Annotated in this window: 22 protein-coding genes; 14 read left to right on the forward strand and 8 right to left on the reverse strand. The window is 55.9% G+C overall.

Features of this window, described 5'->3' with window-relative positions:
• The 5 genes from MFP24_RS21330 to yeiP form a co-directional block, all read right to left on the reverse strand.
• Positions 1-1,809, reverse strand: a complete 1,809-nt coding sequence (locus MFP24_RS21330; protein WP_249232632.1) for an extracellular solute-binding protein — start codon at positions 1,807-1,809, stop codon at positions 1-3.
• Between the two features lie 485 nt (positions 1,810-2,294).
• Positions 2,295-2,879 (reverse strand): bifunctional murein DD-endopeptidase/murein LD-carboxypeptidase, encoded by a 585-nt coding sequence (mepS, locus tag MFP24_RS21335; protein WP_249232631.1) that lies wholly within the window; start codon positions 2,877-2,879, stop codon positions 2,295-2,297.
• Positions 2,880-3,176: 297 nt separating this feature from the next.
• Entirely contained in the window at positions 3,177-3,869 is a 693-nt protein-coding gene (locus MFP24_RS21340; RefSeq protein ID WP_249232630.1) for a phosphatase PAP2 family protein, read from the reverse strand.
• A gap of 41 nt (positions 3,870-3,910) precedes the next feature.
• On the reverse strand, positions 3,911-4,897 hold the full coding sequence (locus MFP24_RS21345) for a CobW family GTP-binding protein (protein ID WP_249232629.1): 987 nt from the start codon (positions 4,895-4,897) through the stop codon (positions 3,911-3,913).
• Positions 4,898-4,975: 78 nt separating this feature from the next.
• Positions 4,976-5,548: an elongation factor P-like protein YeiP gene (gene yeiP, locus MFP24_RS21350; protein ID WP_249232628.1), complete on the reverse strand. Its 573-nt coding sequence runs from the start codon at positions 5,546-5,548 to the stop codon at positions 4,976-4,978.
• A 206-nt stretch (positions 5,549-5,754) separates the two neighbouring features.
• Here yeiP and MFP24_RS21355 point away from each other — a divergent pair, with 206 nt between their 5' ends.
• Positions 5,755-6,033, forward strand: a complete 279-nt coding sequence (locus MFP24_RS21355) for a YkgJ family cysteine cluster protein (RefSeq protein ID WP_249232627.1) — start codon at positions 5,755-5,757, stop codon at positions 6,031-6,033.
• Here the strand turns inward: MFP24_RS21355 and MFP24_RS21360 are convergent.
• Complete coding sequence (locus MFP24_RS21360; RefSeq protein WP_249232626.1) at positions 6,020-7,201, reverse strand: sugar efflux transporter; 1,182 nt, start codon at positions 7,199-7,201, stop codon at positions 6,020-6,022. The two genes, MFP24_RS21355 and MFP24_RS21360, sit on opposite strands and share 14 nt — an antisense overlap.
• Before the next feature lie 339 nt (positions 7,202-7,540).
• Here MFP24_RS21360 and fruB point away from each other — a divergent pair, with 339 nt between their 5' ends.
• Genes fruB through fruA form a run of 3 tightly spaced genes read left to right on the forward strand, consistent with a single transcriptional unit; the run spans position 7,541 to position 11,311 of the window.
• The gene (gene fruB / locus MFP24_RS21365; RefSeq protein WP_249232625.1) at positions 7,541-8,674 is read left to right on the forward strand and encodes a fused PTS fructose transporter subunit IIA/HPr protein; all 1,134 of its coding nucleotides are present in this window, start codon (positions 7,541-7,543) and stop codon (positions 8,672-8,674) included.
• Complete coding sequence (gene fruK, locus MFP24_RS21370) at positions 8,671-9,609, forward strand: 1-phosphofructokinase (protein ID WP_009113287.1); 939 nt, start codon at positions 8,671-8,673, stop codon at positions 9,607-9,609. The genes fruB and fruK overlap by 4 nt, the downstream gene beginning before the upstream one ends.
• A 16-nt stretch (positions 9,610-9,625) precedes the next feature.
• Complete coding sequence (gene fruA, locus MFP24_RS21375) at positions 9,626-11,311, forward strand: PTS fructose transporter subunit IIBC (RefSeq protein ID WP_249232905.1); 1,686 nt, start codon at positions 9,626-9,628, stop codon at positions 11,309-11,311.
• A gap of 72 nt (positions 11,312-11,383) precedes the next feature.
• On the opposite strand, the gene nfo is transcribed toward fruA, so the two are convergent.
• Positions 11,384-12,235, reverse strand: a complete 852-nt coding sequence (gene nfo, locus MFP24_RS21380; RefSeq protein WP_249232624.1) for a deoxyribonuclease IV — start codon at positions 12,233-12,235, stop codon at positions 11,384-11,386.
• Positions 12,236-12,577: 342 nt separating this feature from the next.
• On the opposite strand from nfo, the gene MFP24_RS21385 reads away from it, so the two are divergent.
• The 6 genes from MFP24_RS21385 to MFP24_RS21410 all read left to right on the forward strand — a co-directional run bounded on the left by MFP24_RS21385 (position 12,578) and on the right by MFP24_RS21410 (position 17,568).
• Entirely contained in the window at positions 12,578-12,799 is a 222-nt protein-coding gene (locus MFP24_RS21385) for a type II toxin-antitoxin system Phd/YefM family antitoxin (RefSeq protein ID WP_009114091.1), read from the forward strand.
• Positions 12,796-13,188 carry a type II toxin-antitoxin system death-on-curing family toxin gene (locus MFP24_RS21390; RefSeq protein ID WP_249232623.1) on the forward strand — a complete coding sequence of 131 codons (393 nt, stop codon included), beginning with the start codon at positions 12,796-12,798 and terminating at the stop codon, positions 13,186-13,188. Before MFP24_RS21385 ends, MFP24_RS21390 begins: the two co-directional genes overlap by 4 nt.
• 328 nt (positions 13,189-13,516) lie before the next feature.
• The gene (locus MFP24_RS21395; RefSeq protein ID WP_249232622.1) at positions 13,517-14,269 is read left to right on the forward strand and encodes a sugar phosphate isomerase/epimerase family protein; all 753 of its coding nucleotides are present in this window, start codon (positions 13,517-13,519) and stop codon (positions 14,267-14,269) included.
• Positions 14,270-14,274: 5 nt separating this feature from the next.
• The gene (locus tag MFP24_RS21400) at positions 14,275-15,267 is read left to right on the forward strand and encodes a sugar kinase (protein ID WP_249232621.1); all 993 of its coding nucleotides are present in this window, start codon (positions 14,275-14,277) and stop codon (positions 15,265-15,267) included.
• 30 nt (positions 15,268-15,297) lie between these two features.
• On the forward strand, positions 15,298-16,575 hold the full coding sequence (locus MFP24_RS21405) for an MFS transporter (RefSeq protein ID WP_249232620.1): 1,278 nt from the start codon (positions 15,298-15,300) through the stop codon (positions 16,573-16,575).
• Positions 16,576-16,587: 12 nt separating this feature from the next.
• Positions 16,588-17,568, forward strand: coding sequence for an NAD(P)-dependent oxidoreductase (locus MFP24_RS21410; RefSeq protein ID WP_249232619.1), 981 nt, complete (start codon positions 16,588-16,590; stop codon positions 17,566-17,568).
• A gap of 85 nt (positions 17,569-17,653) precedes the next feature.
• Here MFP24_RS21410 and MFP24_RS21415 read toward each other — a convergent pair whose 3' ends face one another.
• Positions 17,654-18,685, reverse strand: a complete 1,032-nt coding sequence (locus tag MFP24_RS21415) for a LacI family DNA-binding transcriptional regulator (protein WP_249232618.1) — start codon at positions 18,683-18,685, stop codon at positions 17,654-17,656.
• A gap of 239 nt (positions 18,686-18,924) precedes the next feature.
• On the opposite strand from MFP24_RS21415, the gene yieE reads away from it, so the two are divergent.
• The 4 genes from yieE to MFP24_RS21435 all read left to right on the forward strand — a co-directional run bounded on the left by yieE (position 18,925) and on the right by MFP24_RS21435 (position 25,281).
• On the forward strand, positions 18,925-19,797 hold the full coding sequence (gene yieE, locus MFP24_RS21420) for a DNA-binding transcriptional regulator YeiE (RefSeq protein WP_249232617.1): 873 nt from the start codon (positions 18,925-18,927) through the stop codon (positions 19,795-19,797).
• Between the two features lie 136 nt (positions 19,798-19,933).
• Entirely contained in the window at positions 19,934-21,406 is a 1,473-nt protein-coding gene (locus MFP24_RS21425) for an amino acid permease (protein WP_249232616.1), read from the forward strand.
• 405 nt (positions 21,407-21,811) lie between these two features.
• On the forward strand, positions 21,812-23,917 hold the full coding sequence (locus MFP24_RS21430) for a TonB-dependent receptor (protein WP_249232615.1): 2,106 nt from the start codon (positions 21,812-21,814) through the stop codon (positions 23,915-23,917).
• A 401-nt stretch (positions 23,918-24,318) separates the two neighbouring features.
• Positions 24,319-25,281: a 2-hydroxyacid dehydrogenase gene (locus tag MFP24_RS21435; RefSeq protein WP_263458565.1), complete on the forward strand. Its 963-nt coding sequence runs from the start codon at positions 24,319-24,321 to the stop codon at positions 25,279-25,281.
• The last annotated feature ends 56 nt before the right edge of the window (positions 25,282-25,337 follow it).

Consider the following 25,337-nt stretch of genomic DNA (forward strand, 5'->3'; position numbering starts at 1 on the left):
TTAACGTCGCTCTGCCGGCAGCGTGGCCGCTTGTTTAACATCGTACCACCAGCCGTCAAAACCTAATGAATAGGCCGGACGCACCGCCGGCATGGCGAACTTGTTCCAGTAGGCAAAGCGGTCATGATTGGAATACCACATGGGGATCATAAACTGATTCCAGGTCAGCACGCGGTCCAGCGCCCGGCCTAACGACAGCAAGGGGCCGGCCTGCCCCTGGTGGGCGACGATTTGCTCAACCAGGGTATCGATCGCCGCATCCTGTACGCCGGAGGTGTTGTAGGTGGAGTCGATGTAGTGCGAATGCCATTCCATCTGTAAATTTGTGTTGGGGTAAATGTAGGCGCTGTACAGCGTGGGTATCATATCGAAATCGCGCTTGCGCAGGCGGCTGTTAAACTGGGCGCTGTCGATATTGCGCACCGTCATGGCGATGCCCAGTTTTTTCAGATTTTGCTGGAAAGGCAGCACATACTGGGAATTTCCCGCGCTCGGCAGCAGCAGTTCAAAGGTAAACGGCTTTCCGGTCTGGCGGTTAACCAAACGCTGATTTTTCAGTTCCCAGCCGGCTTCCTTTAGCAACGCCAACGCCTTGAGCCAGTTTTCCCGGTCGTAGCCGCTGCCGTCGGATGACGGCGGCTGATAGCGCGGCCCGAACACCTCCGGCGGCACTTTATCTTGCAACGGTGTCAGCCAGGCAAGTTCATCTGCGCTCGGCTCATCTTTCGCGGCATAGACGGTATTCTGGAAATAGCTGTCGGCACGCTGGTAAGCATTGTAATACAGCGCCTTGTTCATCCAGTTAAAATCAAACGCCATCGTCAGCGCCTGGCGAACCCGGCGGTCGCTGAAAATCGGGCGCTGGATATTGAACGCCAGCCAGCGCGTGTCCTGTGCGGACTGATTCTCCTGATCCTGCTTGATGATATAGCCCCGGCTGAAGTTACCGCCGTGATACTGCGTCGCCCAGTGTTTTGGCGAACCTTCGATACGCAGATCGAAAGCGCCGGCTTTAAAGGCCTCCAGCGCGACGCTGTCGTCCAGATAATAGTCGTAGCGGATCTTATCGAAGTTGTACTGGCCTTTATTTACCGGCAGGTCAGCTCCCCAGTAATCCTGCACGCGCGAGTAGGTAACATATTGCCCGGTGCGATAGGCGGTAATGCGATAGGGGCCGCTGGCCGGCGGCGGGTAGGGCAGCGGATCGCTCAGCTTATGATTTTTCCAGAACTTTTCCGGCATGATCGGCAGCGAAAGCAGGCTGAACATGCGGTTCTTGTCGGGAACGGGGAAATCAAAGCGCACCGTCAGCGGCGCCACGGCTTTGGCCGTCACGCCCTTAAAGTAGATGCGAAACTGAGGGACGCCCTGCGTCATAAACATATTGTAGGTGAAAGCGACATCGGCCGCGGTAATCGGCGTACCGTCATGAAAGCGCGCGCTGGGGTTGAGGTCGACTTCTATCCAGTGAAAATCAGCGTCATGGCGGGTGGATTGGGCGACTAACGGATAATAGCTGCCGGGCTCATCGTCGGAGGTCACGAACAGGGAGTCGTAGAGCCGCTCGGTGCGGGTCGCCGCCACGCCGCGTAAAGCATAGCGGTTAAAGTTGTCAAAGGTGCCGAGCGTGCTGAGCGTAATACTGCCGCCTTTCGGCGCATCGGGATTGACGTAGTCAAAATGGCGAAAGTCCGCGCCGTATTTAGCTTCCCCCAAAATAGCGAAAGACGTGCTGTGTTCGATCGTTGCGGCATGCAGCCCCAGGGGCAGGGCGCAAAGCAATACGGCGGTAACGACGCGATTCAACATCTTGACGGTAATCTCCTGCGGACCAACAAGGGTTTATCGGATGCCTGCATGCAGGCATGATTTTCTATAGCGGTTTTTGGCGACATAAAGTTGTTGATATAACAGACATTACCTCCCGTAAACCCGGTTTTTCCCTTTTTACCATGAATGGCAGCAATAAACCTACCATAATCACTGCTTTGCAAGTTGCAACCACTGTAAGAAATTGTTTGGGAAATTTTAAGTAAAAAACCAGACTGGTGACAAAGTACAATTTCGTATCGTAATTTCCAAATTCGTCATTCCGCGCACTTTCCCGTCGTCTATGCACACTTTCCCGTCGTCCCTGCGGTAGTAGGCAGGGACCTGCATTTGATGGCGGCTCAGTGTAGGAGATGCCCTATGGGTGAGCCCCAGGGATGGGGCGAATAAAAAAACGCCGCTTATTGCTAAGCGGCGCTTGCTGTCTCGTTTGGCACTTCAGGTACGTCAGGGATAAAAATCGGTTAGCTGTTGGTTCCTTTACTCAGCACGCGCCGGGCTTCCCGGTAACGCTTTTTCCAATAACTGTCATCCAGATTGGAAATCATTACGCCGCTGCTGGTGGAGGCATGAACAAACTGTCCGTTGCCGACATAGATGCCGACGTGGCGACCGGTTGAACCGGCGCGGAACAGCACCAGATCGCCGGGGCGCAGCTTGGCGGGTTGCACCTTCTGACCGATTCCCTGCTGTTCGGAGGTTGAACGCGGTAAGTCCATGCCGAATTGATCGCGGAAAGTACGCTGCACGAATGCGGAACAATCGATGCCGCGTTTGCTGTCGCCGCCTAAACGATAGCGGACGCCTTTCCAACTGGCATATTGGTTAAGCAATTTGGATTTGATATCCACATTACGCACCAATGCTTCAAATTCATCCTGAGAGGCTTGCAGTAAAAGACCGTCTTTATCATTGACTGCATGCATCTCAGTTTGCGCGTTCTGATTGTTGGATACATTGTTACTACTACATGCGGAAAGCGTTATCGCTATCGCAACGGCAGGCAACGCCCGCCAGATATATCTCAGGATCGGTTGAGATGTGACCATTATTGTTATGTTCCCTTGAAGTCCTTAACGATAAATACCGTTATGTAATAAATGCCAAACGAAAACGAGATTCAGACTAAAGCAGAGTTTGCGGTTCACCAAACATCGAACGGTGAAAGTGTGCCTGAATGCACATTATTTCTCCTTCGCCGCTAGCTCATTATGGGGAAAAAAGCAAACTTCATCGAGACTACCGCATCGATAAACGGATTGCGAGCAGTTTTAACTAATTTATTTATAAGATCTAATGATGTAGTCAGCAAAAAAATGTCGATAGCCGGCGACCGCTATGGGTGTTTATTTGCCGGGCAGATAGCGATGCAGCAAATTAATTAATGCATCGCTGGCCGGGGTAAGCAGCCACCAGCTTAATCCGGTCAGTACCACCGATAGCGATCCCACGGCGATATCGCTAAACCAGTGCGCCCCGATCATGATGCGGGGTAAGGAAAAAATAATCACTATCGCCAGGCTTACGGCAAAGGCGGTGCGGGTGAAATAGCGCAGCATAAATGCCGCAAAGACCATCAGCATCATGCCATGATCGCCGGGGAAACTGTCGCTGGAGGCATCTTTCGCCGGGATCGACGTCAGTTCGCCAACGCGGTTGATATTGCTGAAAGAAAGGGTCGGGCTGGCGTGCTGAACCGGCAATAAATGGCCCAGTTGATTAAGGATTAACGCGCTGAGCAACATAACCATGCCGACGATCAGCTGGCGTCGACGCTCCGGCGGCGTCGCCCGCAGATAAAATGACAGATACAGCAGACCCATCGCCAGCAGCGCACAGCCGTCAAACGCCCGGACGTTGGTTATCGCCACCCATTGCAGGAAAATCGGGCTTTCGAGCAATTGTCGGTTGAAGTAGAAGAAAATAGCGCTGTCCACTCTGAACCAAAAGCCGTGGTCGGGCGGCAAATACCAGGACAAAAACAGTCCGATGCCTAACACGTTGAGCAGCAAGATAAAAAAAAGATTACGCCGAGACATACAGGAAACAACCCAGGATCCGCTAGAACTGAATCGCCATTCTACCCGGCGGTAGTTAAACGAGCCTTTAACAGGCCGGCTTGCAGGTTATTCCATTGCGCCGGCGTCTCGTTAATCAGCTCGATGCGGCTATCCACCGGCGCGGCCGGTCTGGTTTCGATATGCAGGTCGTTACCCTGACGATTGACGACCAACGTACCTTCCCGGATACGCATCACCCCTTTCACCCGGCTGACGGGGGAGAGGCGAGCCCAGTCCAGCAGCGCGGCGGTATCAAAGACGGTGTCCGGCGAGAAAATCCAGCCGCAGGCGTGGTAGCCCTGGCCCTGATTCAATGAACGACGCCAGGATTCGCCCCCCGGCAGCCGTAAAGCGGCCAGCCCCGGCGCGGCGCCATGGGAGTGATGGTGCGCGCCGTCGGGCAGCTCACGCAGATTATGGCGCGGCTGCGCCAACAGCTGCCGCTCCACCTCTCCCTGGCTGACCAGCACCACCTGGCGGTTATCGCCATTGCTGTGCTGCCACTGCCCCAGGGCGGAGAGATCCGCATCGAGGTAGGTTTCCTGCTTATTGGCGACGATAATATCGGCCGCCGCCAGCTGATCGCGGAAATTTTCATTCTCGGTATAACGGGGTTGATTCAGTTGGCGGGCATCCAGCAGACATAATGTCGCCTGCAGCGTCAGCCAGGGTCGGTAGCTTTCGCCGGTCAGCAGCGCGAGGATTTGCTTCGGGTGGCCGAGGCCCGTCGGTTCAATCAGCAGACGGTGCGGTTTTTTCTGCTGTAGCAGCATATTCAGGCCGACCTGCATCGGCAGGCCGTTCACGCAGCACATGCAGCCGCCGGGGATCTCTTTCAATACCGCGCCGCTGTCGGCCAGCAAGGCGCCGTCAATCCCGACTTCGCCGAATTCGTTAACCAATACGGCCCAGACTTCATCCTCGGGCTTTTGAGAAAGCAGATGGCGGATGGTCGTGGTTTTCCCGCTGCCGAGAAAGCCGGTAATGACATTCACTTGGGTTAACAAAACGGGCTCCTGAGAAAATAGCGCCGGGGATTGACCCGCCGGCCGGAGGGTTACCCCGGCGGGCGGTGCGACGGCCGCTTATTCAGCGCGACCCATATAGCGGCGTTCTGGAATATGGATACGGATTTTCTCGCCGGCGCTCAGATATTCCGGCACCTGAATCGTCAGGCCGGTGCTCATCGTCGCCGGTTTGTTGCGGGCGCTGGCCGACGCGCCTTTGATGCCGGGCGCGGTGTCGACAATCTCCATATCCACCGTTTGCGGCAGTTCAAGCGCAATGATTTCGCCATCCCAGCTCAGCACCTGAATACCGGGCGTGCCGCCTTCGGGAATAAACAGCAGCTCTTCCTCTATTTGTTCTTTTTTGAAGTGGTAAGGCGTGTAGTCTTCGTCATCCATAAAGATATACTCGTCGCCGTCAATATAGGAGAAGGTGACCGTGCGGCGGGTCAGAGAGATGGTATCCAGAATATCATCGCCTTTAAAACGTTCTTCAACCTTTAATCCGTTGCGCACGTCGGTAAAGCGCATTTTATACAGCGTGCTGGCGCCGCGGGCGCTGGGGCTCTGGATATCGATGTCCTTTACCAGCAGCAACTTGCCGTTATAGTTGACGGCCATACCGCGTTTGATTTCGTTCGCTCTTGCCATACAAATTACCTGTTATAAGGAGTGAGATTTTTGTGGCGACACGTTACCCGCGCCGCAGGATTCAGGCAAGCGGGAATTTACCGCGCGGCATGATTGCCGCGGTTAATCCGCCATCGCGCGCGGGCGATAGGCGTTGGTATTTGCCCGCATGGCTGTTATGGTGACGGACGTCCCCTCATCTATAGCCAGCCCGCCGGAGCCTGCTGATGGACTGTCGCCCCGACTGCGGCGCCTGCTGCATCGCGCCTTCAATATCCAGCCCGCTGCCGGGCATGCCGAACGGCAAGCCGGCCAATACCCGCTGTATTCATCTGGATGCGCATATGCGCTGCGCAATATTCCATTCGCCGCTGCGGCCAGCGGTATGCGCCGGGTTGCAGGCGCGCGCAGACATGTGTTTCAGCCATCGCGACGACGCGCTGATTTATCTGGCGCGGCTGGAAGCGGACACCGCGCCCGATGCCCCGGCTGCTACGCGTCCTTGATGCGCCACATGCAGTAGCCCGCACTGGCGATCATCACCAGCGCGATAAAGAAGACCGCATGATAACTCCATACTTCCGCAACCACGCCCCCCAGAGAGCCGGAAATAATCCAGCCCACCCGGGTGGTATTGGTAAAGAGCGTGGTTGCCGCGCCCGCCTGGCCGGGCATCAGATCCTGGAAGTAGAGCATGCCGATCCCGGCGAGAATGCCGATGAAAATGGCGTTCAGCAGCTGTAAAGCCAGCAGGGCGATCTCGCTGTCGAGCAATAATAGACCCACGTAAAACAGCAGACCGGCGGAGACGGCCAGACGCATCAGCAGGCGTTTGCCAAAACGACTGGCGACGTAACCGGCGATCAGCATGGTCGGGATCTCCAGGCCGGCGGCCGTTCCCATCATAATCCCGGCCAGTTTTTCCGGCAGATTCAGCTCATGCACCAGATAGAGCGGCATATTGATGATGTAGAGACCGTTACAGGTCCACATCAGCGTGCAGGCGGCGAACAGCAGCAGCGTATCCCGGCGGTTGTGACGCGGGGATTCAAGCGTCGCCGCCGTTTTCACCTTCACTTTCGGCATGGACGGAAGAAACAGCCTGACCAGTATGGCGCAGAGCACAAAAACCAGCCCCGCGGTGAGATACATGGTGGTGAAGCCGAAACCCAGCGCCAGGGCAAAGGCGATAGGGGGGCCGACAACCCAGGACAGCGAGATCTGGGCGCGCATCACCGAGCTGAACATGGCGGCCCCGCGGCCGGTGCGGTCGGCGTGTTCCCGCGCCAGCGCGAATAGCTGCGGATTGGCGGTGGAGCCGAAACTGCTGAGCAGCACGCCGACAAACAGCAAAATAAAGTAATTACGGTTCCAGGCGAACAACATGCAGCCCAGGGCGCCTATCAGGCAGCAGAGAAAAATAAGCGTCTTGCGATCGCCCTGCCTGTCTGAGCGCCTTGCCAGCAGTTGGCTGACGACGATGCCGATCACCGCGCTGCCGGTATAGAACATGCCGACCAGAAATGGCCGCACCTGCACTTCGTTGGACAGAAAGAGGCTGAGCGTCGGGAGTTGCAGTGCGCCGGCAATCCCTGTCAGAAAGGCGATGACCAAAAATGCCGACGAAGTCAGATCGGGCTGACGTCGGGGCGTGCTGCTGACGGATATGTGCATATAAAGTGATAACGCTTAAGAAGGAGGTGGAAGAAAAAACCGGACGCGTCATATTACGCCGGTTTATAAAAAAACAGAAAACCTGTTGCATGATTTTTCTTCAGCAAAGGTTCAGCTTGAGGTTTTTTTTATGCTATCGATGGGGTTTATGCCGGCTAAAATGTGCGTGATGTCTAAATTTTGTTACGCCGAATGTGGAGAATACTTGCATAAACATCGCAATGGCAACAGACTCATTGAAACGTTTCAGCGATGTTTTTTGAAACCCTGTCCTTTAACAGACACATTTTTTTCTCATAAAAGCTGAAACGATTCAACTTTCAGCAAGAGAGGAGAGCCATGTTCCAGTTGTCACAGCAAGATATTCATATAGGCGCGGCGGCCGGCAGCAAGCAGGAGGCCATACGGCTTGTTGCTGCAGCGCTGACCGACGCCGGGTGCGTCAGCGCAGGGTATGTCGACGGCATGCTGCAGCGCGAACAACAGACGTCCACTTACCTGGGGAGCGGTATTGCGATCCCCCACGGCACCACCGATACCCGCGATCTGGTGCAGAAAACCGGGGTACAGGTTTTCCAGTTCCCGCAGGGCGTTGCCTGGGGTGAAGACCAGACCGCCTACGTGGTACTGGGCATCGCCGCCAGTTCCGATGAGCATCTGGCGCTGTTGCGTCAGCTTACGCACGTGCTGAGCGACGACCGCGTCGCCGCCCGTCTGGCGGACACCGACTCGGCGGAAGAACTGCGCAGCCTGCTGATGGGCGAGCAGCAACTGGCCGACTTCCGTTTCGATACCTCGCTGATTTCGCTTGATGTGGCCACGGATAATCTGCTGACGCTGCAGGCGCTGAACGCCGGGCGTCTGCAACAGGTCGGCGCGGTGGATGCCGCTTTCGTCAGCAACGTGGTAAGCCATAAACCGCTGAATCTGGGGCAGGGCGTGTGGTTCAGCGACAGCGCCGAGGGCAACCTCAGCAGCGCGGTCGCGGTTGCCCGCCCCGCGGCGCCGTTCAGCGTGGATAACGAATCGGTCGCCCTGCTGGTGACCGTCGCGGCGGCGGATGAACAGGCGCTGGCTCCGATTGATTACCTCACCAATCTGCTGACGGCGCAAAAAGCTGAACGCTTGCTGAAGGCCGACGCGCCTACGCTGTTGGCCCTGCTGACCAGCGATGTGGCGGAAGAAAGCGACGTGCTGACGGCGGAATTCACCGTGCGTAACGAACACGGCTTGCACGCGCGCCCGGGCACCACGCTGGTTAATGTGATTAAACAGTTCGACAGCGAAGTCACCGTCGCCAATCTGGACGGTACCGGCAAAGCGGTAAATGGCCGCAGCCTGATGAAAGTTATCGCTCTGGGGGTGAAGAAAGGCCACAAGCTACGCTTTACCGCCAGCGGCAGCGACGCGGAGCAGGCATTGGCCGCCATTGGCGAAGCCATTAATTCCGGTTTGGGCGAGGGGGCAGCATGAGCAGGCGAGTCGCCACCATTACCCTGAATCCGGCTTATGACCTGGTCGGCTATTGCCCGGAAATCGAGCGGGGCGAAGTGAACCTGGTTCAGACAGCGGGTCTGCATGCCGCCGGCAAAGGCATCAACGTTGCCAAGGTGCTGAAAGATCTCGGGATTGATGTCACGGTGGGTGGGTTCCTGGGGAAAGACAATCAGGACGGTTTTCAGCAGTTGTTCAGCGAGCTGGGCATTGCCAACCGTTTTCAGGTTGTTCCGGGACGTACGCGTATCAATGTCAAACTGACCGAAAAAGACGGAGACGTTACCGATCTTAATTTTTCCGGTTTCGAGGTTACCCCGCAGGACTGGCAGCGCTTTGTCAATGACTCCCTGAGCTGGCTGGGGCAGTTCGATATGGTCGCCGTCAGCGGCAGTCTGCCGGCCGGCGTCGATCCGGACGCCTTTACCGACTGGATGTCCCGGCTACGCAGCCATTGTCCGTGCATTATTTTCGACAGCAGCCGCGAGGCGCTGGTCGCCGGGTTGAAAGCCGCCCCCTGGCTGGTTAAACCCAATCGCCGGGAGCTGGAAATCTGGGCCGGGCGTAAACTGCCTACGCTGGCCGATGTAGTTGATGCTGCGCACGCGCTGCGTGAGCAGGGTATCGCGCATGTGGTGATCTCACTGGGGGCGGAAGGCGCTCTGTGGGTAAATGCATCCGGTGCGTGGTTGGCAAAACCGCCTGCCTGTGACGTGGTAAGTACGGTCGGTGCGGGTGACTCCATGGTTGGAGGACTGATTTATGGCTTATTAATGCGTGAGTCCAGTGAACATACGTTGCGTCTGGCGACAGCGGTTGCTGCGCTGGCGGTCAGCCAAAGCAACGTTGGTATTACCGATCGTCCTCAGTTGGCCGCAATGATGGCGCGTGTCGATCTGAAACCCTTTAACTGACAGCAGGAGACGAATGATGAAAACGCTGCTGATTTTAGATAAATCACTGGGTCTGGCGCGAAGCCATCTGGTGAAGAACCTGCTCGGCGCTGCCGCTGAGAAAGCCGGGCTGACGTTTACCGAACAGGCCGACGAAGCCGAACTGGCGATCGTGCTTGGCGCTTCCGCCGCCGCGGACGCCGCGCTGAACGGTAAACAGGTATTTGTTGGCGATGTGGAACTGGCGGTCAGTCAGCCGGAGGCGTTCCTCAACCAGGCCAAGGCCGATGCCGCGCCCTATCAGGCGCCGGCGTCAGCACCCGTTCAGCCAGGCTCGGCCAAACGCATTGTGGCGGTGACCGCCTGTCCGACAGGGGTGGCGCATACGTTTATGGCCGCCGAGGCCATTGAAACCGAGGCGAAGAAACGCGGCTGGTGGGTTAAGGTTGAAACCCGCGGCTCCGTCGGCGCCGGCAATCCGATTACGCCGGAAGAAGTGGAACAGGCGGACGTGGTGATTGTCGCCGCGGATATCGAAGTCGATCTCAGCAAGTTCGCCGGTAAGAAAATGTACCGTACCTCCACCGGTCTGGCCTTGAAAAAGACCGCTCAGGAGCTGGATAAGGCGCTGGCGGAAGCGACGGTTTATCAGCCGAGCGGGCAGAGCGGCGCCGAGGCGACCGGCCAGGCCAAGAAAGGCGGGGCGGGTCCTTATAGCCATCTGTTGACCGGCGTGTCCTATATGCTGCCGGTGGTGGTGGCCGGCGGCCTGTGTATCGCCTTGTCGTTTGTGTTCGGCATCGAGGCCTTTAAGGAAGAAGGCACCCTGGCCGCGGCGCTGAAAATGGTGGGGGATTCGGCCTTTGCGCTGATTGTTCCCGTGCTGGCGGGTTATATTGCGTTTTCCATCGCCGATCGTCCCGGCCTGGCTCCGGGGTTGGCCGGCGGGGTGCTGGCGGTCGGTATGGGCGCGGGGTTCCTCGGCGGTATTATTGCCGGCTTCCTGGCGGGTTACGTGGCCAGAGCGCTCAGTAATCATATTCACCTGCCGCAGAGTATGTCGGCCCTGAAACCGATTTTGATCATCCCGCTGTTGGCGACGTTGATCATGGGGTTGATCATGGTGTATGCCGTGGGAACGCCGGTCGCCAAGATCCTGACCGGTCTGACCGACTGGCTGCAATCCATGGGCACGGCGAATGCGGTGATCCTCGGCGCCATCCTCGGCGGCATGATGTGTACCGATATGGGCGGCCCGGTGAACAAAGTGGCCTACGTGTTCGGCACCACCTTGCTGAGTAGCCAGATTTATGCGCCGATGGCGGCCGTTATGGCCGGCGGGATGGTGCCGCCGCTGGCGATGGGGCTGGCGACGCTGCTGGCAGGCAAGAAATTCAACGCGACGGAACGTGAGGGGGGCAAGGCGGCGCTGGTTCTGGGGCTGTGCTTTATCTCCGAAGGGGCGATTCCTTACGCCGCCCGCGATCCGATGCGCGTACTGCCGTGCTGTATCCTCGGCGGCGCGCTGACCGGCGCCTTGTCCATGGCGGTCGGCGCCAAGCTGATGGCGCCGCACGGCGGCCTCTTTGTGCTGCTGATCCCTGGCGCCATTGTGCCGGTATTGGGTTATCTGTTCGCCATTATCGCCGGAACCGTGGTTGCGGGCGTGCTGTACGCGTTCCTGAAACGCCCGGATGATCAACTGGTGAAAAAAGCCGCTTAACGGGACGAGTCGCTATACAGGGACGTAGAGAAAAGGAGCCGCTGATTTAACCCAGCGGCTCCTTTTTTCGTTTTAGCAAGATTGCGGATCCTGCGACTTAAGCCAGGCGATTTCCTGCGCCCAGATATCCGGATTAACGGTTTCCAGAATCATCGGGATGTCGTCAAAACGCCGATCCTTCATGATATAGCTGAAGGCGGTTTTACCGATATTTCCTTCCCCCAGGCTGTGGTGACGATCCACCCGGCTGTTGAATTCGCTTTTGGCGTCGTTCAGATGCATACCGCGTAAATAATCAAAACCGACGATGCGCGCGAATTCGGCAAAGGTTCGGTCGCATTCGCTGCTGGTGCGTAAATCATATCCGCCGGCAAAGGCGTGACAGGTATCGATGCACACGCCGACGCGGCTCTTGTCTTCGACGCCGGCGATAATGGCGGCCAGATGTTCAAAGCGAAATCCCAGATTGCTTCCCTGGCCGGCGGTGTTTTCAATCACCGCGGTAACGCCCTCGGTGGCCGCCAGCGCGATATTGATCGACTCGGCGATGCGCGCCAGACAGCGATCTTCATCAATCTGCTTCAGGTGACTGCCGGGATGGAAATTAAGCAGGCTCAGCCCCAGTTGCTGGCAGCGCGCCATCTCGTCGATAAAGGCGGCGCGCGATTTTTCCAGCGCCGCGTCTTCCGGGTGTCCGAGATTAATCAGATAGCTATCGTGCGGCAGAATTTGCGCCGGGGTGTAGCCATAGGTTTCACAGGCGGATTTAAACCGCGCGATCGTCTCCGGGGTCAGCGGAGCCGCCTGCCATTGACGCTGATTTTTGGTAAACAATGCGAAAGCGGTCGCTTCCAGTTCATGGGCTCGTATTACCGCCTGGTCAACGCCGCCGGCGGCGCTGACGTGGGCGCCTACGTATTTCATAATGATTTTCCTCTTGATGACGCAGGCATTATGGCATTGTCAGAGCGGTTAACCAGACGTTAAATAGTGATTTGTTTATTATTCAATTGATATATATGCTTCTTATTTTATTTTGTACTCATAGTTGTACTCACTTTTGCAAAACTGGTGAGCTGTCAGTCTAAGACGTGCTACGAATTGAAATAAAAAGGAAAGTGCAAAAATAAATTCATATTTAATTCGCACCGAACAATGCCTTCACAACGCTGTGAATCTGACGAGCGCATAAAAAATATTACACTCAAAATTGAATGACAAGCAACCAATGTGTACAATATAGATATACATATCAGGAGGCACATCATGCGTACATACACCTCAACTCAGGCACGCGCCAATATCTCAGAAGTACTGGATGTCGCCACCCAAGGTGAACCGGTTGAAATCACCCGCAGAGATGGCAGTTCAGCGGTGGTTATCAGCAAGGCTGAATTCGAGACATATCAGAACGCCAAGCTGGATGCAGAGTTTGATGTGATTATGCAGCGTCATGGGCATACCGTAGAGGCACTGACAAACCGATGATATGGGTCAGCGCACAAGAAGTTATCGCTTTCCATGACCGTATTTTACAACGACTTCCCGGCGTTGCTGGGATACCGGACCCCGGCAGAGCGGAAGCTCTCATCTACCGGGTACAAAACCGCACACACTATGAAGACGTTACAGATGTTTTTGAGTTCGCCGCCACCTACTGGGTTGCTATCGCTCGCGGACACATTTTTAACGATGGTAATAAACGCACTGCGTTTTTTGTTACCATGGTTTTCCTCTACCGCAACGGTATCAGGCTCCCTGATACCGACAATACGTTGGAAAACTTAACGGTAGAGGCAGCGACAGGCGAGAAAACCGTTGACCAGTTAGCACAGCATTTACGGGACTTAGTAGATAATTTTACCCCAAATTGTTGAACACCTTCGTTTATTGTGTACTCAAGCGTGTACTTAACCTAATGATAGATTTACTAAAAATCAATACAATCAACACAAATAAGCCTTAATTCAATATTCAGATTCAACAGCGAGCACCGTCTGGTGATCATCTGATACATCCCGCCAAAGACACATTTTCCCCATGGAATAGTGACGCGCTTCATATTTGTGCATATGCGTCGTGGATTTTTTATTGGGACCGGTCCCATAATCTGTTTAACCAAACGTTATTCGATCGATAAATAGCCTCCCTGAGAAATCCTTATGATGACTATTCGAGATATTTTACTGATTAATAAGGACTATTATGAAAAAAGACATTGTCATCGTCACTTCGGCCTACGGGATTGATAGGGTACGGCTGCTTGGCGGGCAGGCGGCGTTGTTACCCGTTATTCAGGCCGGCGGCGCCGATGGGGTGGAGATCCGCCATGAGCTGCTCTCATCCACCGACCAACTGGAGCATCTGGCGTCGCAGATCGGCGCGCATGGGCTGTTTGCGATCTATTCGGTGCCGCAACCGCTGCTGACGGAAAACGGCCAACCCGATCTGCCGCGTCTCCGCGCGCATCTGAACGATGCGCGGCGCCTGCAGGCCCGGTTATTGAAACTGCCGCTGGGAACCTGGCGCGATGACAGCGACCTGTCGGCAATTCCCGCCGTGCTGCGTGACTTCCCGGTCCGGCTGGTGATTGAAAACGATCAAACGCCGGCGGGCGGGCGCATCGCTTCGCTGGCGGCCTTCTTTGAGCGGGTGGCGGCAGGGAACCTGCCGATCGCCATGACCTTCGACATGGCCAACTGGCACTGGCTGGGTGAGGACGCCCTGACCGCGGCGGCGGCGCTGGCGGGGCATGTGGCCTATGTGCACGTCAAAGCCAGCCGGGCCGATGCCGTGGGCGGGCGGGCCGCGGTCTCTCTGGATAACAGCGACGGCCGCTGGCGCGAGCTGCTGAGCCGCCTGCCGGTCGAGGCGCCGCGCGGCATCGAGTTTCCGCTGGAAGGCGGCGATCTGGCGGAGGCGACCCGCTACTACGTGACTAAATTAAAAGAGGCGTGATGAACATGACGACGACAAACGCGCACGCGGATCTGGACGTTGTAACCTTCGGCGAAGCCATGATGATGTTTGTCGCCACCCAGGCCGGCGAACTGCATCAGGTCGAGCAGTTTATCCGCCGGGCGGCGGGGGCCGAGCTGAACGTCGCCATTGGTCTGGCGCGTCTGGGATTAAAAAGCGGCTGGGTAAGCCGCCTGGGCAATGATTCCTTTGGCCGCTTTATTCTGGCGACGCTGGAAAAAGAGCGGGTGGACTGTCAGAGGGTAACCATCGATGACGCCTACCCGACGGGGTTTCAGCTGAAATCCAGATCCGAAAATGGAACCGATCCCATGGTGGAGTATTTCCGTAAAGGGTCGGCGGCCAGCCGCCTCTCGCCGGCCGACTTCGACGACGCCTATTTCGGCGCCGCGCGCCATCTGCACCTGAGCGGCGTCGCGGCGGCGCTGTCGCCGTCGTCGTATGACTTATCCGCGCACGCCGCCCAGTGGATGCGCTCGCGGGGGAAAACCGTCTCTTTCGATCCCAATCTGCGCCCGGTGCTGTGGCGTTCTCAGCAGGAGATGGTGACGCAGCTCAATAAGCTGGCTTTTGCCGCCGATGTGGTGCTGCCCGGACTGAAAGAGGGGCGGATCCTTACCGGCCTGACCACGCCGCAAGCCATTGCCGATTTTTACCTCAACGGCGGGGTGAAGGCGGTGGTGATTAAAACCGGCGAGGAGGGGGCCTATTACCAGACGGCGGCAGGTGAAAAAGGCGTCGTCCCGGCGCTGCGGGTAAACAACGTGGTGGATACGGTCGGCGCCGGCGACGGGTTTGCCGTAGGGGTGGTCAGCGCGTTACTGGAGGGGATGACGATAAGCCAGGCGGTGGCGCGCGGTAATTTTATCGGCGCCCGCGCCATTCAGGTTATCGGCGACAGCGAAGGTTTGCCGACCCGCGCGGCGTTAAACGCTGAAATGTTCCAGGCCGCGGACGTTGCTCCGGCGTCCGCATAATCATCATCGAGAACGAGAAGAGGAATGCCTATGACCAGCAAGCTCCCGGCGCCGTCCAGATGGTGGCGCATTATGCCGATTATATTTATCACCTACAGCCTGGCCTACCTCGACCGCGCCAACTACAGCTTTGCCGCGGCGGCGGGGATTAATGAAGATCTGGGCATCACCAGGGGAATGTCGTCTCTGCTCGGTGCCCTGTTCTTTCTGGGGTACTTTTTCTTTCAGATCCCCGGGGCGATTTATGCGGAAAAACGCAGCGTCAGAAAGCTGATTTTCTGGTGCGTGCTGCTGTGGGGCGGCTGCGCCACCCTGACCGGCATGGTCAGCAACATCCCGATGCTGATCGTTATCCGCTTTACCCTAGGGGTGGTCGAGGCGGCGGTGATGCCGGCCATGCTGATATATATCAGCAACTGGTTTACCAAAAAAGAGCGTTCACGGGCCAATACCTTTTTGATCCTCGGCAATCCGGTCACGGTGCTGTGGATGTCGGTGGTTTCCGGCTATCTAATCCAGGCGCTGGGCTGGCGTGAAATGTTCATTATCGAAGGGCTGCCCGCCGTGCTCTGGGCGCTGTTCTGGTGGAAAACGGTGCGCGACAAGCCGCAGCAGGTGAACTGGCTGACGCAGCGGGAGAAAGATGACCTGAGCGAGATTCTGGCCGAAGAGCAGAAAAATATTAAGCCGGTGCGTAACTATATGGAGGCGTTCAAGTCGAAAAACGTCGTCCTGCTTTGCGCGCAGTATTTCTGCTGGAGCATCGGCGTGTATGGCTTTGTCCTCTGGCTGCCTTCCATTATTCGCGACGCCTCCGATATGGGAATGGTGGCGACGGGATGGCTGACCTCCGTACCTTATCTGGCCGCCACCATCGCCATGATCCTGGTGTCGTGGATGTCCGATCGGATGCAAAACCGCAAACTGTTCGTATGGCCGATGTTGCTGCTGGGCGCGGTGTGTTTCCTGGGCTCCTTCCTGCTGGGCGCCGATCATTTCTGGCTCTCCTATACCCTGCTGGTTATCGCCGGCGCCTCCATGTACGCCCCTTACGGACCTTTCTTCGCCATCATCCCGGAAATGCTGCCGAGAAACGTGTCGGGCGGCGCGATGGCGCTGATCAACAGCATGGGCGCGCTGGGCTCCTTTATCGGCGCCTGGCTGGTGGGGCATCTGAACGCCGTCACCGGTAATCCGGGCGCTTCTTACATTTTCATGGGCGTCGCGCTGTTCGCCTCGGTGCTGTTGACCATCATCGTCAAACCCAACGCCGACCAAACCGTTCATCCGCAACCCGAAGCGGCTTAAAAGGAAAGTGCTATGAAACCGCATGTCGTACTGTATAAAAACATCCCCGCCGACCAGATGGCGCGTTTGCAAGAGCATTGCAACCTGACCTTTTTTGACGGCGTCACCGCGGACAACCGGGATGATTTCATCCGGGCGTTGGCGCAGGCCGAGGGATTAATCGGCGCCAGCCACCCGATTGCCGCGGCCTATCTGGATCGGGCGCCGCAATTGCGCGCCATCTCCACCATTTCCGTCGGGGTCGATCAGTTCAGCGTGCCGGATCTCACCGAGCGGGGTATTTATTTGATGCACACGCCCGGCGTGCTGACCGAGACCACCGCGGATACCATTTTTCTGCTGGTGCTGAACAGCGCCCGGCGCGCGATTGAAATGGCCGAGCTGGTCAAACAGGGGCGCTGGACCCGCAGTATCGGCGCGGATTGTTACGGCACCGATGTGAACGGCAAGACCATCGGTATTCTGGGCATGGGGCGCATCGGCTATGCCGTGGCCAAACGCGCCCACGACGGGTTCGGCATGTCCGTGCTCTATTACAACGACGTCGCGCATCCGCAGGCGGAACAGACGCTGCACGCCCGCCGCCGCGATCTGGATGAACTGCTGGCGCAGTCCGATTTTGTCTGCGTGGTGCTGCCGTTGCTGCCGGAAACCACCAAATTCATCGGTAAGGAACAGCTGCGCAAGATGAAATCCAGCGCCTTTTTGATCAACGGTTCGCGCGGAAAAATTGTCGATCAGGCGGCGCTGATTGAGGCGCTGCGGCAGGGGGTTATCAGAGGCGCCGGGCTGGATGTGTTCGAACAGGAGCCGCTGCCTGCCGACTCTCCGTTACTGTCGCTGCCGAACGTGGTCGCCTTGCCCCATATCGGTTCCGCGACCCATGAAACGCGCTATGCCATGGTACGCTGCGCCGTAGACAATCTGTTCGCCGCCTTGCAGGGCGACGTCGCGCAAAACTGCGTCAATCCCACCGCCCGCGTTGGCGGATAATCAGTCAGGAGGAGTAAGGGTATGCATCCTGTTATTCGCGGCGTCACCGAGCGGATCCGTCAGCGCAGTGAGCCAACCCGCCTATTTATAGCGAGGTGGAGCCGCGGATAATCAATTCGCCGCTGAACAGATGCTGCGCCGGGGGATATTCGGGATTATCCAGCTTATTCAGCAGGCAGGTTACCGCCTTGCGGCCCATTTCGGCGGTCGGTTGGGAAACCGAGGTAATGCCCTTGCCGGCCAGCGCCGCCCATTCCAGGTTATCAAAGCTCAGAAAGCCGATATCGGTCCCCCAGTGCAGCCCCAGCCGATTCAACGCCTGAGCCACCTGCAGGGTGAGCACGCCGTTCGCGGCAATCACCGCTTTGCGCATGCCGCGGTGGCCGCTACAGAACCCGGCGATCAACCTCTCAATCTCTTCGGGGGCGGGCAGCTGCACCTCATGGCTTTGCGCGCTGATATGGGGATGTTGTTGCAATATCTGATGAAAAGTCTGTAACCTTTCCTGGCGGGTGCTGATATAGCGGGCGGGTTCGCTGAGAAACAGCAGCGCCTCGAATCCCTGGTTAATCAAATGATCGGTAGCGAGTGCGGCGGCTTGAGGATTATCCAGCCCCACCATATCGCAGGGGAAATCGTCGACTTTTCTGTCGATCAGAACAAAGGGCAGCGTGGTGGCCTTCAGCGCCTGGAGAAAGGCATCGTTGATCCCGGCCGAATTGATGATCAGCCCGTCTACCCGGTAACCATTCAGCAGGTTAAGATATTCGCACTCCAGTTCGATGCTGTTGCGGGAATTGCACACCACGGTCATAAAGCCATGCTGGTTGGCTTCCGCCTCGACGCCGCGCAGCACTTCAACGGAGAACGGGTTGCTGATATCGGCGATAATCAGGCCGATTAACCGGGTTCGTCCATGCTTCAGGCTGCGGGCCATCTGATTCGGCCGGTATTCCAGCTCCCGTATGGCATTTTCGATACGCTGGCGGAGATCGTCGGACAGCAGATGAAATTCACCGCCCAGATAGCGCGAGATACTGGTTTTTCCCGCTTTGGCCCGGGCGGCGACATCCCTAATGGTGGCATAAGAACGTTTACGCCTGGTTGGTTCGTTCACTCACTGCTCCTGATCCATAACATCAATGATGTCGGCATCGCGCTATGTTATAGAAAAAACCATCTTGTCTAAAGAATCTATACTGTAATGCAGGTCTTGCGCCCGCCAGGTCGCAACGTAAAAACAGGCTTGCCGATAGCGCCACCTTGGCCGGCGTTCGGACCGTTGATTACGTGAATTCTCCAGAGATATTTATTAATATCTTCTCAAACTATAGATATTTTCGATAAAAGCCGATTATGCATATTACCTTACGCCAGTTAGAAGTTTTTACTGAAGTTCTGAAAAGCGGTTCGACAACTCAGGCTTCGGTGGTGCTCGCGCTTTCCCAGTCCGCCGTCAGCGCCGCGCTGGCCGATCTGGAAGGGCAGTTGGGCGTTCAGTTATTTGACCGCGTCGGTAAACGGCTGGTGGTGAATGAACACGGGCGCCTGCTTTATCCCAAGGCCCTGTCATTACTCGAGCAATCGGTGGAGATTGAACAGCTTTTTCGCCGCGACAACGGCGCGTTGCGCATTTATGCCAGCAGCACCATCGGCAATTACCTGTTACCGGAAATGATTGCCCGCTATCGCCGGGATTTCCCGGATATCCCCCTGGAGCTGCATGTCGGCAACACGCTGGATGTGATTACCGGCGTTTCCGAATTCAGGGTCGATCTCGGGCTGATTGAGGGGCCGTGCCACCATCCCGATCTGGTGACGCAGCCCTGGCTGGAAGATGAGCTGGTGGTATTCTGCGCGCCGACCCATCCTCTCAGCCAACAGGAAATTACGTTAACGTCACTGGCCGATGCGCCGTGGATCCTGCGCGAACGCGGTTCGGGCACGCGGGAAGTGCTGGACCATCTGCTGTTGGCGCGTCTGCCCCATTTTCATCTGGTGATGGAGCTGGGCAATTCCGAGGCTATCAAACACGCGGTGCGTCACGGTATCGGCATTAGCTGCCTGTCACGCCACGTTATTGCCGAACAGCTGGAGATCGGCACGCTGGTGGAACTCTCCGTTCCGTTGCCCAGGATGCTGCGTACGCTGTATCTGGTTCATCATCGCCAGAAACATATTTCAACGGTTTGGCAGCGTTTCCTGAGCTATTGCCGCGCAACGACGTAGCCTTCCCCCTGTACTGTTGCTAATAATCGGGCGCGAGTTATGAACCTCACTTATAACTCGGCGATCCTGACTATTCAGAATAAGGCTATTTGTTACAATCCCGCCTCGATTTTTAGTAAGAGCAGTCAGGATAATAATGGCTCAGCAAAACACGCAACACGACATTCAGGGGCAACCCACACTACGCCGCGAGCTTAAGGCCCGGCATTTGACGATGATCGCCATTGGCGGCTCGATCGGCACCGGGCTTTTCGTCGCTTCCGGCGCCACGGTTTCACAGGCGGGGCCGGGCGGCGCGCTGTTATCCTATGCCCTGATCGGCCTGATGGTTTACTTCCTGATGACCAGTCTGGGAGAGCTGGCGGCGTTTATGCCGACATCCGGCTCATTTTCCACCTATGGCGCCCGCTACGTGGAAGAGGGCTTCGGCTTCGCGCTGGGATGGAATTACTGGTACAACTGGGCCGTTACCATTGCGGTCGATCTGGTCGCCGCCCAGTTGGTGATGGGATATTGGTTTCCTGAGGTGTCCGGCTGGATCTGGAGCGCGCTGTTCCTGGCCCTGATGTTCCTGCTGAATTACATTTCGGTAAAAGGATTCGGCGAAGCGGAATACTGGTTCTCGCTGATTAAGGTGACGACGGTCATTATCTTTATCGCCGTGGGGATTCTGATGATCGCCGGCATTCTGCGCGGCGCGGAAAACGCCGGCTTCCATAACTGGCAGATTGACGATGCGCCTTTTGCCGGGGGGTTCTCCGCCATGATCGGCGTGGCGATGATCGTCGGCTTTTCATTTCAGGGCACGGAGCTTATCGGCATCGCCGCCGGCGAGTCGAAAGATCCGCAAAAAAATATTCCCCGCGCGGTTCGTCAGGTGTTCTGGCGCATCCTGCTGTTCTATATTTTCGCCATCCTGATCATCAGCCTGATCATTCCCTATACCGACCCCAGCCTGCTGCGTAACGATGTGAAAGACATCACCGTCAGCCCGTTTACCCTGGTATTCCAGCATGCGGGGCTGCTGTCGGCGGCGGCGGTGATGAACGCGGTTATCCTGACGGCGGTGCTGTCCGCGGGCAACTCCGGCATGTACGCTTCGACGCGCATGCTGTTTACCCTGGCCTCGGAAGGCAAGGCGCCGCGTATTTTCGCCCGGCTGTCGAAAGGCGGCGTGCCGCGCAATGCGCTGTATGCCACCACGGTGGTGGCGGCGTTGTGTTTCCTGTCGTCGACCTACGGTAACCAGACGGTGTATCTGTGGCTGTTGAACACCTCGGGCATGACCGGGTTTATCGCCTGGCTGGGGATTGCCATCAGTCACTATCGCTTCCGCCGCGGTTACGTGATGCAGGGGCGCGATCTTGACCGTCTTCCGTACCGTTCCGGTTTCTTCCCGCTGGGGCCGATCTTCGCCTTTGTGCTCTGCCTGACTATCACCCTCGGACAAAATTATCAGGCCTTTCTGGAAGATAGGATCGACTGGTACGGCGTAACGGCGACCTATATCGGTATCCCCTTGTTTTTATTGATTTGGTTTGGTTATAAACTTTCCCGCGGTACGCGTTTTATCAAATATCGGGATATGACCTTCCCGGAAAGCAAATAAGCCCTATGCCCGCAGGTGTTGCTCTGAATATCTAACGGGTATGGCGCCGGCTCTTATCGGGTTGTTTCACGCAGGTGAGACAACCTTTTTTTTTATGCTGTTTTATCCTTCCCAATTAATTTTTTCTAATCCGTTTTTTGTGATCTGCCCCCTGCCGTGGTTTAAATCATCGAAGTTGAACAAATTTATTCACTTGTTTTATTGAGCGTTTTTTATGCGCTGAGATAAGTCTTATTAATGATTCTCACTATCTTGTTGTTTTTATTAACATTAAAATAATTAATATTATTTGTGAATGATTTTGTAAATGATATTTATTTCTATTTACAATTTGATTGAAATAATTACACTGGTTCTGACAAAAAAACTCAATGTAGCCTATCCGTTTTTAGAAGGACAAAAAACATGTCAATCAGTATAAGAAAATCAGTGGCACTGGCGCTCGCAGCAAGCGCATCGACATCCGTTATCGGCGCGACGCAGGATGATGTGCTGGTCGTTACGGCTTCCGGCTATGAACAAAAGATCACCGACGCCGCGGCCAGTATTTCGGTGATTAGTCAGGACGATCTGAGTAAACGCAAATACAACGATCTGGCCGAGGCGCTGAGCGACGTGGAAGGCGTTGACGTGCGCAGTACCACCGGGAAAACGGGCGGGCTGGATATCAGTATTCGCGGTATGTCCAGCAGCTATACGCTGATTCTGATTGACGGCATTCGTCAGAACGGCACCTCGGACGTGACGCCGAACGGCTTCGGCGCCATGAATACCAGCTTTATGCCGCCGCTGTCCGCCATTGAACGCATTGAGGTTATACGCGGGCCGATGTCCACCCTGTACGGCTCCGACGCCATGGGCGGGGTGGTGAATATCATTACCAAAAAGGTGGCGGAGGAGTGGTCCGGCAGCGCCACGCTGGAACACGCCTTCCAGGAAGACACTAAATACGGCGATACCTCTAAATTCTCCTTCTACTCCGGCGGCGCGCTGATCGAAGACAAACTGGGGCTGGCGCTGCGCGGCAGCGTTTTCCGCCGCGACGCCTCGAGCGTGGAATCCTCGACCACCGGAACCGAACTTAGCAGGCGCGGGCCGAACCCGGTGAAATCGGATAACTATCTGCTTGGCGGCAAGCTGACCTGGGCGCTGGACGAGAGAAACTCTCTGTGGCTGGATGGCGAAATCGCCAACCAGAAATACGACAACGCGGAAGGTCAACTGGGGACGGTCAGCACTGCCGGCGGTTATGAAGATACGCTGCGCTACCAGCGCCGCAAGGTGACGCTGGGCAGCGACAACCAGCTGGATTTCGGCACCTGGAATTCCAGCCTGTCCTATAACCAGACGGAAAACAAAGGGCGCCTTATCACCACCGCATCGGTTCCGAGCGGCTCAAGCGCCGCCGGTGATAAACGGCTGCTGAAAAATACCAATATTATCCTGGATACCAAGCTGGTGGCGCCGCTGGGCGACAGCCATCTGTTTAGCATCGGCGGCCAGTACTGGAACGCGGTGATGAAGGACGGCATCGTGCTGGCGAACGGCGGGGAGAAATTCGAACAGGACGCCTGGGCGCTGTTTGCCGAGGACGAGTGGCGGCTGCTGGACTCCCTGGCGCTGACCTACGGCGCCCGCTACGAGTATCAGGAAACCTTTGGCGGCCACGTTAGCCCCCGTTCCTATCTGGTATGGAATGCGTCGGACGACTGGACGGTAAAGGGCGGCGTAAGCACCGGCTACAAAACGCCTTCGCTGGCTCAGTTGCATAACGGGGTGAGCGGCGTGACCGGACAGGGAACCATCAACACCATCGGCAACCCCGACCTGGATCCGGAAAAGAGCGTCAATACCGAAGTGGGCGTGTATTACGAGAACTACACCGGATTTGGCGCCAACGTCACCCTGTTCCACAATCGCTATCGCAATAAGATCGCCACTGTGTCGATCGATAGTACCACCAGCACCTATACCAATACCGGTAAGGCGATAACCCAGGGGCTGGAACTGGCGACCACCGTTCCGTTATGGTCGGAGGACTGGAAGCTGAATCTGAACTATACCTTTACCGACAGCGAACAGAAGGACGGCAATAATAAAGGTGCCCGCCTGACCAATACGCCGAAACATATGGCTAACGCCCGGCTGAACTGGAGTGTTAACGACAAGCTTTCCACCTGGCTGAAGGCGGAATACCGTAGCAAGACGGCGCGCTTTACCGAGAATTACGCTAATCTCAGTGCGGCAAACAAAGTGGTTCATGACAATTTAGGCTCTGACTTTAAGTCATTTACCGTGTTCAACCTGGGCGGCTCCTATAAGCTGTCGCAGGATGTCACCGTCAACGGCGCGGTAAACAACCTGCTGGATAAGGACTTCACCAAGACCCATGTCTTTGCGGTAGGAAATAGCACCACAACGGCGGGGGATTACTTCACCTCCTCGCAGAGCACCGCCGGTTCCGTCTTGCCGGGCCGTAACTACTGGGTATCGGTAAATGTAACCTTCTGATAAGCCAGCCGGTGATGTGGGCGCCTAAAGCCCACATCACTTATTCCCGCCGCTTCCCATTCTGAAAGATATCCCCAACGTCGTTATCCTCCTTATTTACGCCGGTTTTTTATAAAAGCGATAATGAATGAAATTCATTATCACTGACGTTGTTAATTTTCTTAATGCTGTCTACGCTGATAGCCACTAATCACGATGTATATAACAACGCAGATGCTAATAAGATTTATCACAAATTAAATTTAGAACTAAATAGTTAGCATGCTATCATTTTGGGAATATAAGTGGAAAAGCGCCGCTGTTATTTCCCCATGGAAATTTGAATGGTTAGTTTTGGCTGTGGATTTTGTTACTATCGCTATTAAACGCTTAACGTATAAATAATAAACAGGACACACGCAATGTTAAAAATTACCTTTTTAGATAAGGGCGCATTGCCTGAAACTATTTTTATGAAAAAAAATAGTTTCAGGCGACCGCAATGCCGCCATGAATGGATCGAATATAGTCATACTCCGCCTGAGCTGGTTATTGCCCGGGCGAAAAACAGCGACATCATTATCACCAGTAAAACGGTATTGACGCGGGAAATCCTGGCGGCATTGCCCAGGGTGAAACTGATAGCGGTAACGGCTACCGGCACCAATAACATTGATACCGTCGCCGCCGCGGAACTGGGCATCAGCGTAAAGAACGTGGCGAATTATTCCACCCAGGCGGTTTCCGAACACGCCATCGCCATGATTTTCGCGCTTAAACATAGTCTGATGGGCTGGTATCGCGATCAGCTTGGCGATCGCTGGGCCAGTCAGCCGCAGTTTTCCTATTTTGACCATCCGGTAAAAGATATCGCCGGTTCAACGCTGGGAATCATTGGCGCCGGGGCCATTGGCCGCGAAGTGGCGCGCCTGGCCACGGCGCTGGGGATGAAAGCCCTATTCGCCGAACGCAGAGGCGTGGCGCAGTGCCGTCCGGGGTATTTACCGTTTGAACAGGTCCTGCAGTCTGCGGATACCCTTTCCCTGCACTGCCCGTTAAGCGATGAAACCCGCGGTCTGATAAATTCACATACGCTGGCATTGTGTAAGCCCACGGTGTCGATTATTAATACCGCCAGAGGGGGGCTGATTGACGAGGCCGCGCTATTGTCCGCTCTGAATCACCGCCGCATCGCCGGCGCGGCATTGGATTGTCTGACCCAGGAGCCGCCGGCAAAAGATAATCCGTTAATGAACGCGGCGAAAATATTGCCTAACCTGCTGATTACGCCTCATATCGGCTGGACTTCCGCTTCGTCTCTACAGGTATTGATGGAAAAAACGGTTGAGAATATTGATGAGTTTGTTCAGCAGAACGGATATTGATATCTGCCGATTAGCGTATAGCCGAGGGAAATATCGTTCGGCTTTTAAGATAGGAT

The organism is Brenneria tiliae (genome assembly GCF_023347575.1).
Lineage (GTDB): Bacteria > Pseudomonadota > Gammaproteobacteria > Enterobacterales > Enterobacteriaceae > Brenneria > Brenneria corticis.

Bases quoted from the DNA above. Each gene is read 5' to 3' on its own strand.
- MFP24_RS21330 (WP_249232632.1), bottom strand. From the start codon at position 1,809: ATGTTGAATCGCGTCGTTACCGCCGTATTGCTTTGCGCCCTGCCCCTG.
- mepS (WP_249232631.1), bottom strand. From the start codon at position 2,879: ATGGTCACATCTCAACCGATCCTGAGATATATCTGGCGGGCGTTGCCT.
- MFP24_RS21340 (WP_249232630.1), bottom strand. From the start codon at position 3,869: ATGTCTCGGCGTAATCTTTTTTTTATCTTGCTGCTCAACGTGTTAGGC.
- yeiP (WP_249232628.1), bottom strand. From the start codon at position 5,548: ATGGCAAGAGCGAACGAAATCAAACGCGGTATGGCCGTCAACTATAAC.
- MFP24_RS21355 (WP_249232627.1), top strand. From the start codon at position 5,755: ATGGACTGTCGCCCCGACTGCGGCGCCTGCTGCATCGCGCCTTCAATA.
- MFP24_RS21360 (WP_249232626.1), bottom strand. From the start codon at position 7,201: ATGCACATATCCGTCAGCAGCACGCCCCGACGTCAGCCCGATCTGACT.
- fruB (WP_249232625.1), top strand. From the start codon at position 7,541: ATGTTCCAGTTGTCACAGCAAGATATTCATATAGGCGCGGCGGCCGGC.
- fruK (WP_009113287.1), top strand. From the start codon at position 8,671: ATGAGCAGGCGAGTCGCCACCATTACCCTGAATCCGGCTTATGACCTG.
- fruA (WP_249232905.1), top strand. From the start codon at position 9,626: ATGAAAACGCTGCTGATTTTAGATAAATCACTGGGTCTGGCGCGAAGC.
- nfo (WP_249232624.1), bottom strand. From the start codon at position 12,235: ATGAAATACGTAGGCGCCCACGTCAGCGCCGCCGGCGGCGTTGACCAG.
- MFP24_RS21385 (WP_009114091.1), top strand. From the start codon at position 12,578: ATGCGTACATACACCTCAACTCAGGCACGCGCCAATATCTCAGAAGTA.
- MFP24_RS21390 (WP_249232623.1), top strand. From the start codon at position 12,796: ATGATATGGGTCAGCGCACAAGAAGTTATCGCTTTCCATGACCGTATT.
- MFP24_RS21395 (WP_249232622.1), top strand. From the start codon at position 13,517: ATGAAAAAAGACATTGTCATCGTCACTTCGGCCTACGGGATTGATAGG.
- MFP24_RS21400 (WP_249232621.1), top strand. From the start codon at position 14,275: ATGACGACGACAAACGCGCACGCGGATCTGGACGTTGTAACCTTCGGC.
- MFP24_RS21405 (WP_249232620.1), top strand. From the start codon at position 15,298: ATGACCAGCAAGCTCCCGGCGCCGTCCAGATGGTGGCGCATTATGCCG.
- MFP24_RS21410 (WP_249232619.1), top strand. From the start codon at position 16,588: ATGAAACCGCATGTCGTACTGTATAAAAACATCCCCGCCGACCAGATG.
- yieE (WP_249232617.1), top strand. From the start codon at position 18,925: ATGCATATTACCTTACGCCAGTTAGAAGTTTTTACTGAAGTTCTGAAA.
- MFP24_RS21425 (WP_249232616.1), top strand. From the start codon at position 19,934: ATGGCTCAGCAAAACACGCAACACGACATTCAGGGGCAACCCACACTA.
- MFP24_RS21430 (WP_249232615.1), top strand. From the start codon at position 21,812: ATGTCAATCAGTATAAGAAAATCAGTGGCACTGGCGCTCGCAGCAAGC.
- MFP24_RS21435 (WP_263458565.1), top strand. From the start codon at position 24,319: ATGTTAAAAATTACCTTTTTAGATAAGGGCGCATTGCCTGAAACTATT.